The organism is Crenobacter sp. CS_VA4 (assembly GCF_055597485.1).
This window is the reverse complement of the sequence record NZ_JBVMAE010000056.1, coordinates 1-10300: the sequence shown is the minus strand read 5'-3', so window position 1 is coordinate 10300 and position 10300 is coordinate 1. Positions and strand designations below refer to the sequence as shown.

10 protein-coding genes are annotated in these 10300 nt (G+C 60.8%); 5 read left to right on the top strand and 5 right to left on the bottom strand.

Going from position 1 to position 10300, the window contains the following annotated elements; genetic code table 11:
- Positions 1 to 195 precede the first annotated feature (195 nt).
- Genes ACZ2IA_RS22435 through ACZ2IA_RS22425 form a run of 3 tightly spaced genes read right to left on the bottom strand, consistent with a single transcriptional unit; the run spans position 196 to position 3343 of the window.
- Complete coding sequence (locus ACZ2IA_RS22435; RefSeq protein ID WP_470294811.1) at positions 196 to 519, bottom strand: YdbL family probable chaperone protein; 324 nt, start codon at positions 517 to 519, stop codon at positions 196 to 198.
- Between the two features lie 9 nt (positions 520 to 528).
- Positions 529 to 708: a YnbE family lipoprotein gene (locus tag ACZ2IA_RS22430; RefSeq protein WP_470294810.1), complete on the bottom strand. Its 180-nt coding sequence runs from the start codon at positions 706 to 708 to the stop codon at positions 529 to 531.
- 19 nt (positions 709 to 727) lie between these two features.
- A complete protein-coding gene (locus tag ACZ2IA_RS22425) occupies positions 728 to 3343 on the bottom strand; it encodes an intermembrane phospholipid transport YdbH family protein (protein ID WP_470294809.1) in 2616 nt (871 codons plus the stop codon).
- Between the two features lie 393 nt (positions 3344 to 3736).
- Between ACZ2IA_RS22425 and ACZ2IA_RS22420 the strand changes: the two genes are divergently transcribed.
- Genes ACZ2IA_RS22420 through ACZ2IA_RS22410 form a run of 3 tightly spaced genes read left to right on the top strand, consistent with a single transcriptional unit; the run spans position 3737 to position 5958 of the window.
- Positions 3737 to 4090, top strand: coding sequence for an ArsR/SmtB family transcription factor (locus tag ACZ2IA_RS22420; RefSeq protein ID WP_470294808.1), 354 nt, complete (start codon positions 3737 to 3739; stop codon positions 4088 to 4090).
- A complete protein-coding gene (locus ACZ2IA_RS22415; protein WP_470294807.1) occupies positions 4087 to 5160 on the top strand; it encodes an SRPBCC domain-containing protein in 1074 nt (357 codons plus the stop codon). Before ACZ2IA_RS22420 ends, ACZ2IA_RS22415 begins: the two co-directional genes overlap by 4 nt.
- 45 nt (positions 5161 to 5205) lie before the next feature.
- Entirely contained in the window at positions 5206 to 5958 is a 753-nt protein-coding gene (locus ACZ2IA_RS22410; protein ID WP_470294806.1) for a VOC family protein, read from the top strand.
- A gap of 290 nt (positions 5959 to 6248) precedes the next feature.
- Here the strand turns inward: ACZ2IA_RS22410 and ACZ2IA_RS22405 are convergent, their stop codons facing one another.
- On the bottom strand, positions 6249 to 6971 hold the full coding sequence (locus ACZ2IA_RS22405; RefSeq protein ID WP_470294805.1) for a gamma-glutamylcyclotransferase: 723 nt from the start codon (positions 6969 to 6971) through the stop codon (positions 6249 to 6251).
- A 608-nt stretch (positions 6972 to 7579) separates the two neighbouring features.
- Here ACZ2IA_RS22405 and ACZ2IA_RS22400 point away from each other — a divergent pair.
- Together ACZ2IA_RS22400 and ACZ2IA_RS22395 are read left to right on the top strand one after the other, a co-directional pair.
- Positions 7580 to 8506 (top strand): ABC transporter ATP-binding protein, encoded by a 927-nt coding sequence (locus ACZ2IA_RS22400; RefSeq protein WP_470294804.1) that lies wholly within the window; start codon positions 7580 to 7582, stop codon positions 8504 to 8506.
- Positions 8503 to 9264: an ABC transporter permease gene (locus ACZ2IA_RS22395; RefSeq protein ID WP_470294803.1), complete on the top strand. Its 762-nt coding sequence runs from the start codon at positions 8503 to 8505 to the stop codon at positions 9262 to 9264. Before ACZ2IA_RS22400 ends, ACZ2IA_RS22395 begins: the two co-directional genes overlap by 4 nt.
- 630 nt (positions 9265 to 9894) lie before the next feature.
- Here the strand turns inward: ACZ2IA_RS22395 and ACZ2IA_RS22390 are convergent.
- The coding region (locus ACZ2IA_RS22390) for a VTT domain-containing protein (RefSeq protein WP_470294802.1) at positions 9895 to 10300 on the bottom strand (406 nt) is incomplete at its 5' end.

Here is a 10300-nt window from a genome sequence, read left to right as displayed (position 1 = left end):
AAATCTTTGGATTAACCCAAAAAGCTGAGCCTGAACACTCAGCGGAACGCCGAAAGGCCACTGGAAGTGGCGAGCCGACTCTTCGGCGGTAATCGCGGCAGCTGACATGCCTGCCGCAAACCTGGTTTTTCAACAGAATCAACTCTAAACCGGACGTTCACAAAACAGGTCAGTGTTTGGCACTTTCGCCGGGCACTACTTCTTGACCCACTGACCGTCAGGGGTTCTTACATAACTCCCCGGCGCTGTCTTTTCTATGGCTTTCTGTCCAGCCAGGACGGCCACCTGATCCAAGGTAGCGCCGTTTTTCTTGGCGATGGCTTCGTAGGCGGCACGGCGCTTGGCATTGATATCCGCGGCGAGCCCCACAGCGTCCGGCGTTGCCTTGACCACACCCAGAAAACCATCGGGTTGCTCCCCCACCAGCCCCTGTGACTTGGCACTGTCCAGGTCGAGCGCCATGGTCAGCGTACTGAAGGCCAGCAAGAGCACCGCCATCAATCTCGTTGTCGTTTTCATCGCCGGTTCCTAGAACAATGAGCGGTCATTACTGAGTTGATCGACATCTTTTTCCACCTTGAGGCGGATCTCATGGTCAATCTTCACATTCAGATTGATGGTGATCGGTTCCTTCGGGGCCTCGAGCGCGATCCGAGGGGTACAGGCCACCAGAGGCAGCAAGGCCACAAGCCAAACAACGGGTTTCATATGGGTCCTCCGCGTCATGTCAGCGTGAGCCTTCCGCCGGCCTCCGTTCCAATGCCCGCCGGGCTATCTCGTCACCGATGCGCAGGCTGCGTAACAGCTCCAGCACATTCTCCCGGTGCGTGTAGTTTAGTACGACCGGCAGGCCGTTTTGCTGCGGGTTCTGGCCCTTGATGGTCACCACCGCATCCAGCCAACCGTCCGGCTTCATGTTCAGGCGGGCCTGAAAGTCGTGAATCGCCAGGTCGCTCAAGGTATCCAGCGCCAGCTGCACCGCGCGGTTGGACTGGCCCATGGAACTGACGCCGGCAGACGGGAAGACCTTGAGCGATACGGGGCCGTCATTGCTGATGAGCCCCCCCTGCAAGGCCAGCGAGTCCTTCATCAGCTGCAGCGGCAGCGACCCGCCGACGCGGCCGGCGAGCTGCACGGTCGGGTTCGGGTCGTTCTGCAGGGCGGCCACCTCCGCAAGGTCAACGTGGCTGATCGTCACCGTCTGATACTGCGCGGACGGCCATTGCAGGGCTGGGGCGCGCATGGTGCCGCCCAGCACCTCGGCGTAAACATCGGCGAAATGCCAGGTGACCAGGTCGGATCGCACCGTCATGCGGACATTGCGCACTGGGGTGCCCAGCCCCAGCTCGGCCAGCTGGACGGGCCCGGTGCTGGTGAGCGTCAGGCCATCTTGGAGCAGCTCGATACGCGCGGTCCCATTGCCGCCCGAAGCCAGAATGCCGCCCCAGTTCAGCGCCAGCCCGGACACGGCCATATCGCCTTGCAACTGCCAGTGATCCTGCCATTGCCAGCGCCCTTGGCCAGTGAGCACGCCCTTCTGCAGGGTGACGCCGAGAATACGGCTCATCGCGGCGGACAGCGGCGTTGTCATCGCCACCATGCCGCTCGCGCCGGTTTTCTTCCCACGGCCGACCAGCCCCGCGGTCAGCATCAGCTCGGATTGCCAGGCCGGCACGCGCAGCCTGGCCCTCGCTTGCTTCCCGGAGACGGTCATCTGGCCGGTGGCGGCCGGCAACACCCCGCGTGTCACCACTACACCGCCGGCGTTGACCTGCAGGGCGCCGAATACCCCCTGGGGGCCGAGGCGCAGCGGCGTGGAGGCGATTACGCTGATCGGCTTGATCAGCGTGGTGCCGATCACCCCCTCGGCCAACGTGGCGCGACTGCCCGTGCCCAGAAACCACCGCTCTTCTTTGCGATACCAGGGGGCGGCCACCGTCACGCCGCCGCCCCGAGCATAGAACAGAAGTCGGGAACGACCTTCCAGTGCGCCTTCCCAGCGCCCTCGCGCATGGCCGGCGCTGAGCACCCCGCTGACGGGGTAGTGGCGGTAGCGGCCAGTGAGCTCTGCCCTTGTGGCCCAGCGCGGCGCGTGGAAGTCGCCCACGGGTAAGCGCAGCGCCAGCATCAGCTCCGGCCCCTTGACCGTCAGGCTGGCCGGTTCGCCGGCGGGGCCTGCGGCATCGACACGGCCCAGCCAGGACCCGGTGAGCGTATGCCCGGCGGCTCTGCCCGCCAGATCGAGTCGTCCTTGCCAGACCCACTGGGCCTGCTGCCACGACAAGCGGCTGTCGACGGTCTTGAGCCTGATCTCCTGATACTGCAGTTCGGCAGAGATCGTGCTTGCACCGGTCGGTGCCAGCGGCAGCGCCAGCGGGCGGGGCCAGCTCAGGCGCAGCTCCTCGGGAAGCCGTATTGCTGCCGGCAGCAACTCCAGCCCCTGCCGGGTCCAGCGCAGCGGCACCGTGCCGGCCAGCTCCGGCCCGGCCAGCGTCAAGCTGCCCTGGCCGCGCGCCACGCCGACGCCCTCGGTATCGAGGGCCAGCCGCACGGTGCCTTGCGGGCCGGCCGCCCGCAGGTCCAGGCGCAGCGACTGCACCCCGTCCATATTGCCGCTGGCCTGCAGCGCTTGCCTGGCTTCCAGGCTCCAGCCGCCCCCGAGCGCCACCGGTGCCCCGAGCACAGCGTTCAACCGCCATCGCTTGGCGGCTAGGTTGGCCGAAAGCGCCGCATCGCTCCGTTGCGGCTGGCCCAGATAACCCAGCTGCCGCCCCTGCGCCTGGAAGGCGCCGTCCAGACGCTTGTCCTGCCACACGCCCTTGCCCGTGAAGCTCAGCGCACCCAGGAGCTTGGGGGCCAGGTCCGCCGCCTGGATCTGCCCTTGCGCGGTCCAACGCCCGGAGAGGCGGTCGTAGACCGCGGTCGCCTTGCTGTGCCGATACGATGCTTGGGCATGCCAGCGCTGCTCGCGCTGGTGGATGACCACCGCCATCGGCGGCAAGTCGGGAATGGAGAGAGCGTCGATGGAGAGATCGAAGGGGGGGGTCCAGGGGGGCGGAGTCAGCTCCTTCGCACCGGTGACGCATTTGGGCAGGCTCATGCTGCTCATGGTGATCGTCACTGGCCGCCAGCCGGTGACCCGCAATCGCCCGCCGACGGCGCTCACGCAGCCGTTTTGCAGCCTTTGCCACTGCGTCAGTTCCAGCCCCTCCCGCCAGACTAGACCCTGCACACGTAAACCCTGCGCATAAGCGATGACCGCCACCACGAGTACTACCACTAGTGGCAGCAGCGCCAGCACGATCAGCCAGCGATAGTAGCGACGCACAAGACGAGAGCCCATGCTCATTTGCCGCCCATCTGTTGCACGGTTCGCGAGTGTTGCCGGGCCGCCAGCCGGGAGCATGCCGCAACTCGTTTACGTCTCTGATTTCCACCCTGTACTTGAGCATATACGGGTGCCAGAGATCTGCTGCGCGATATGACCCCAAGGACAACACCACGCCAAATGGTCTGTCCTGGGTTTGATGGACATTCGTTTAAAAATTTGTGGGTGTGGTTCCCCCCATGACCGACCCCACCGTGAATAGCAAAACCCCTGAAGCGGATCAGTTAGCTCAGCCCGCCCCCTCCCATCACCGAACGCCTGACACTGACACGTGCCAACTCAACTACCCTGCTGCCGCCTATTCCATGCCCCTTTTTTGTTTTCATCCTCATTTAACTTGAAGGTTAAATGAGCAAGGTCTACGGTAGAGGCATGGACCAACTCAGCATGACTTTTGCCGCCCTGGCCGACCCAACCCGTCGGGCAATCCTCGCGCGGCTTACCCAGGGTGAGGCCAGCGTAACCGAGCTGGCCGCGCCCTTCGCCATCTCCCTACCGGCGGTGTCCAAGCACCTGCGCGTGTTGAGCGATGCGAACTTGATCGAACGCCGTGTCGATGCCCGCTGGCGCATCGTCAAACTCAAGGCCGAACCGCTCCGGGATGCCGGCGCCTGGATCGACGAATACCGCCGCTTCTGGGAAGGCAGCCTGGATAGGCTCGCCACGTTTCTGGAGCAAACCGACAACGAGGAGCAACCATGAGCCATACACTGACCATCACCCGCTTATTCAAGGCACCGCGCGAACGGGTTTTCGATGCCTTTACCCAAGTGGGCACGATCCAGGCCTGGTATGGGCCGGAAGGCTTTACCGTGCCCGCCTGCGTGGTCGACCCCAAGCCCGGTGGCAAGTACCGGATCGAGATGCATTCGCCCGAGGGCTCGGTGCACGTGGTGACCGGCGAATACCTGGAGGTGAGTCCCCCGGACAAACTGGTGTTCACCTGGGCCTGGCTCGAAGGCGCCGGCCGCGGACCCGAGACCACGGTCAGCCTGTCGTTCGCGGACAAGGCCGGGCAGACCGAGTTGACGCTGGTACAGACCGGCTTCACCACCGAACTGGCACGCGACAAGCACGGCCACGGCTGGGACTCCAGTTTCAACAGCCTGGATGCCATGCTCGACGGCCGCCCGCAAGCGGTCGAAGCTCGCCCCACGCTGCTGGGCGACCCGCGTAGCAGTTATGTGCGCAGCGCACGACTGGCGTTCGAGGAGAAGGGCATCGCCTACACGCTGCTGCCGCTGCCGCCTCACTCCCCTGAGATCGACGCCATCCATCCCAAAAGCAAGATCCCGGCCTTCCGTGCCGGCGGCAATACGCTATTCGAGACCAGCGCCATCATGCACTACGTCGACAGCGCCTTTCCCGGCCCGACGCTGATGCCGGAAAGCCCGTTCGAACGCTCCCAGGTCGAGCAGTGGATCAGCGCGATCAACGCCTATTACTACGACACGATGGTGAAACACTATGTGTTGCAGTACGTGTTTCCGAAAGGCGCGAACGGCCAGCCCGACCGCGCGGTGATCGACCAGGCCATCGCCGGCATGAAGCAAGACTTTGCCGTGCTGGACAAGGCCTATGGCGAGCGCGACTACCTGGTGGGCGACACCGTGACGCTGGCCGACCTGCTGCTCGCGCCGATTGTGTTCTATGTTTCCAGCATGCCCGAGGGCAAGGCCGTTCTTGAGCCATTTGCCAATGTCCGGCGGGCACATTCGGTCATGGCCCAGCGCCCGAGTTTCGCCGCCACCATGCCATCGCTGGAACACTGAACATAGCGCCGGTTCACGCCCGTTTTTAGATTCGAGGATAATGAGATGGATTATCTACCTGGCAAGTTTATCTGGTTCGAACATGTTTCCAGCGATGTGGAAAAGGCACGCGCCTTCTATGGCGAGCTGCTGGGCTGGAAAAGCGACGCGGTGCCGATGGGCGAAGGCACTTACCACATGATCATGAACGGTGAGGCCGGTATCGGCGGCTTCCGCAGCGCCGAGCCGGGGATGCCGACGCATTGGATGAGCTATGTGTCGGTCACCGATGTCGATGCAACGGCCGCAGCGGCGGCCAAGGCCGGCGCCAAGATTCTGCTGCCGCCGACCGACTTCCCGCTGGTGGGCCGCGGCGCCACGCTGCGAGACCCGCAGGGCGGCGTGTTCTCGATCTGGAAATCGAACCAGGGCGACCGCACCGACGTGAAATCCACGCCGATGGGCGACTGGTGCTGGAACGAACTGGTGACCAGCGACCCTCAAGCCGCCCTTGCCTTTTACCGAGGCCTGCTCGGCTATGAGATCGCCGAAATGCCAAAGGCCAACGGCGGCACGTATTACCTGCTGAAAACCGGCGACATCCCGCGCGGCGGTTTGCTGCAGAACCCGGCGCCGGACGCCCCGACCGCTTGGCTGCCCTATATCCGCGTGGCGGACTGCGACGCCACCTACAACAAGGCACTCAGGCTGGGCGCCACCAGTTGCGTAGGACCGACCGATATTCCCAACGTCGGCCGCTTCGCGGTGCTGCTGGACTCGTTGGGTGCTGCGGTCGGCATGTTGCGAGGGGATGAGTAGCGAGAGCACGAAAACACTCGTTAAGGGATGACCGGGACTGAGACTGCTGCTTTCTGAGGAACGGCATTGCTTCCGGTCATCCGTGAGGAAGCTTAGGACTGGGCCACAGAAGATGCTGAACCATGAAGCCTCAGCTCAGGCACTCAAAAACTGGCAAGCAAAAAACCCAGAATTATTCGTTAAACGCGTAATCAATCGTCCGGGACCTAACAGTTATGCAGCGGATTATGCACGGGCGCTTGCATGTGTACATTGCTGTCCGTTCTTGTCTTCGCCCTTGAAGCGACGCGCTAGGGCTGCTTCGCAGCGAACAAGGAGTCTTCGATTTCCTGCGCGACAAGGCTTTGTATCCGCCACATATTACGGTCCCGGATGCCATGTTCTTCCAGCATTGTCACAGTCCGGAACAGATATTGGGCTGCCGAGCCCCAGTGACCAGCTGCGCGAGCCAATACATGTGCGACCTTTTCCTGGGGTAACTTGCCTGCATACGCCATTCCGTCGCGTGCTGCGACAAAGGCTACTGCACGCAATATCCCGGCCTCGGTTTTAACCGAAATCCAGCGAGGAACATTGGTCGGTGGATTTGCGTCAATTTCCCGGCGCATCAACTGTCCCAGCTGTTTGAAATGATCTTGTACAGGAAGTCGGTATGCCAAGCCGTTGCAGCTTCCGCCCCGGTCGAGGGCCAGCATCAGGGCAGGCAACTCGCGCGTACCGCGCCAGCGAGTAAGTTTGAGACAGAACGATCGATGCCACCCGTAGGCAGTGGCGCTGCGGCTCTCCAAAAATTCGAACTCCGGATTCCATATCAGTGAGCCATAAGCAAAGACCCAAAGCTCTTCCGGTTTATATTCAAACAAAAGTGTCTCTACCATCGCATCAAACTCTGCTTCGGTGTGTTCGGTCGTCCCCGGTTCTGGTCCAGGATCGGGCTCAAAACGCTCAACACTCGCGACGAGTTCCGCAGTCAGATTTCTTCCATTAACGTGCATGGGGATTTTTTTGTCCATATTTGACTCCCAATACTGATAGTCAATTGAACCACCTCAGACGAAGTATTTGATGCAATAAGCAACCTCTTGCCTACCGTGGAACACGATGTTCAAATTCGAGAGAAACAGTGGCCAAACATGCGACGGCTTTTTGTTTCCGCCATCAATTTATGATGATCACTGGCTCGATAAATACGGTTCCGTTATCTTGTCAGTCGCGGCGATATGCCTTATTGATGTTCTTCCAACAGTCGTCGAACTGCATCAACGTCAAATAGACTAGAAATTGAAGCCTAGCATACAGGAGCACTACTTTTGACCGTCTCGACGCGACCGGTTATGCATAACTATTTCTAGATTAAGAGATTGAAGTTCTGGAGGTGGGCGGTTGCGAGAGGTAGAACAAGCCAATGTCGCGGTCCGCATCCACTACGATATGGTCGTACGGGTCGCGATCTTCGATGACCGCTGAGGGTAATTATGCGACAGTCGGTGGCCGGTGCGCGCCGCCAAGAGCCGTCGTTAACACTGATTCCATTGAGCTGCACGCGAGCGGAAGGCGGCCTCATTGCAGAGCCCGTTTCCTGGACGCCAACGAAGGCCCGTCATCTGCTATCGTCATGTCTATGCAGCCAATCATCACCATATCGAATCTCTCCAAGACCTACGCTTCAGGCTTCCACGCTTTGAAGCGCATCAGCCTGGATATTCGTCGCGGAGAAATCTTCGCGTTGCTGGGTCCCAATGGGGCGGGCAAGACCACGCTGATCAGCACGATCTGCGGCATCGTCAAGCCAACCGAAGGCAGCGTGCTTGTCGACGGTCACGACATCGCGACTGACTACCGCGCGGCTCGCTCCATGATCGGCCTCGTGCCGCAAGAACTGACAACCGATGCGTTCGAAACCGTGTGGGCGACCGTGTCGTTCAGCCGCGGACTGTTCGGCAAACGGAAAAACCCGGCCCACATCGAAAAAGTACTTAAAGCGCTGTCACTGTGGGACAAGAAAGATAACAAGCTCATCACGCTGTCAGGCGGCATGAAGCGTCGCGTTCTCATTGCCAAGGCACTGTCGCATGAGCCCGCGATCCTGTTTCTCGACGAGCCGACAGCGGGCGTCGATGTCGAACTGCGGCGGGACATGTGGCAACTGGTGCGTTCGCTCCAGGACAGTGGCGTGACGATCATCCTGACCACGCACTACATCGACGAAGCCGAAGAGATGGCCGACCGGATCGGAGTGATCAGCAAGGGGGAGATCATTCTAGTGGACGACAAGGCCGAACTGATGCGCAAGCTCGGCAAGAAACAATTGACGTTGCAGCTGGAGGCCGCGCTCGAGCGTGTTCCTGCCGGACTCGTCGGCTACCAGCTGGATCTTGCGAACGACGGGACCGAACTGATCTACACCTACGACACGCAAGGCGAGCGCTCCGGCATCATTGCGCTGCTGCAAGGCCTTAACGAGGCTGGCATCCGGTTTAAGGATCTCCAAACGACGCAAAGTTCGCTCGAAGACATCTTCGTCAGCCTGGTGAGGGACAGAAAATGAACATTCACGCGGTCCGCGCGATTTACCGGTTCGAGATGGCGCGTACCTGGCGCACGCTGATGCAGAGCATCATCTCGCCGGTCATTTCGACGTCGCTGTATTTTGTCGTCTTCGGCGCGGCAATCGGGTCACGCATTCCCGAAAGCCACGGCATCAGCTACGGCGCTTTCATCGTGCCGGGGCTCATCATGCTGTCGCTGTTGACGCAAAGCATTGCCAACGCTTCCTTCGGCATCTACTTTCCCAGGTTTACGGGGACGATCTACGAGCTCTTGTCGGCGCCGGTTTCCTATCTTGAGATTGTGGTGAGCTATGTCGGGGCGGCGGCGACCAAGTCGATCGTCCTCGGCCTGATCATCCTTGCGACAGCGGGACTGTTCGTGCCACTCCACGTCGCTCATCCCTTGTGGATGCTGCTGTTTCTCGTGCTAACGGCGGTGACGTTCAGTCTCTTCGGTTTCATCATCGGCATCTGGGCGGATGGTTTCGAAAAGCTGCAGATCATACCGCTTCTGATCATCACACCTTTGACGTTTCTCGGCGGCAGCTTCTATTCCATCGATATCTTGCCGCCGTTCTGGAGAACGACCGCGTTGTTCAACCCGGTGGTCTATCTGATCAGCGGCTTTCGCTGGAGCTTCTACGGCATTGCGGACGTCAATGTCGGCGTCAGCCTCGCCATGACGATAGCGTTCCTCGCACTGTTCATGGCGGTCGTGGCGTGGATTTTCAAAACCGGATATCGGCTCAAGACCTAGTTCTTCGGCCTCGGTGCGAATCTGACCCGCCAATCATGCTATGCGTTGCGCACAAGTAACCTGCAGGATCGGGCAACTGCGGCACCTCCGAGTTCGCGGTAACGAGGCACTTTGTTTAGTCGCTGAACCGGTAGCCTGACGGCGCCGTTCGGCGTCGGCGCGTACGAAGCAGCCTGTTACCAATCGCACGCCGGACGACGCCGGGCTCGCATAGCGGATAAATACGGTACGTATGAACTGCCATGATCGACGCGACTTATCTTTAGAACAACGCGCGCGAAGGACCGCTATCAGCCCTAACCTGCTGATGCCGGTGACGCTGGCCAGCTGTGCCGGTGACTTTTGGCCAGATTTGCCCTTTTGGGCCGGTAGTGACCAGGGGGCGAAATTGCACCTGAATTACACACTCCTGCGCCCCCTGACAATGGCCGAACTAGGCTTCGGTCCAATGTGACTGGCAGGCCGCAATCGGCCGAGGCGGTGTAAAAACGTTCTCTCGCCGTAGACTGGGGCAACGCATGTCGCGAGGCTGGCTCCATGACATGATCCAAGCGATGAGGGCGTGAGCCCATGTCGCTCTTGTCCCGACCGGAAAACCCACCATCGCGGCCCTTGTCTACCTAGCTGCCACTAGTGGTGCGATTGAATCGCCCTCATCCGTGCACGCAGCACCCCGACCGCTAGCGGCAGCAGTGACACGCCAATGACGCCAAGCACGAGCAGCGGAAAATTCTGTGCCACCACCGGAAGGTTGCCAAATAGTCTGCCGCCGTAGACGAACAAGGGTACCCAGCAGCAGGAGCCCACCAGCGAAAGAGCCAAGAAGCGCCGATATGGCGTGCCAAGACTGCCTGCGGCGAACGGTACGTAGGTGCGCAGAATCGGCAGGAAGCGGCCGATCACGATGGCCTTGCCGCCATGGCGAGAGAAAAACGCCTGAGTGCGCTCGATATGGTCGTGACGGAACAGTCGTGACTGCGGGTTCGCAAATAGCTTACGACCTGCCAATCGTCCCACCCAGTAGTTGGCGTTGTCG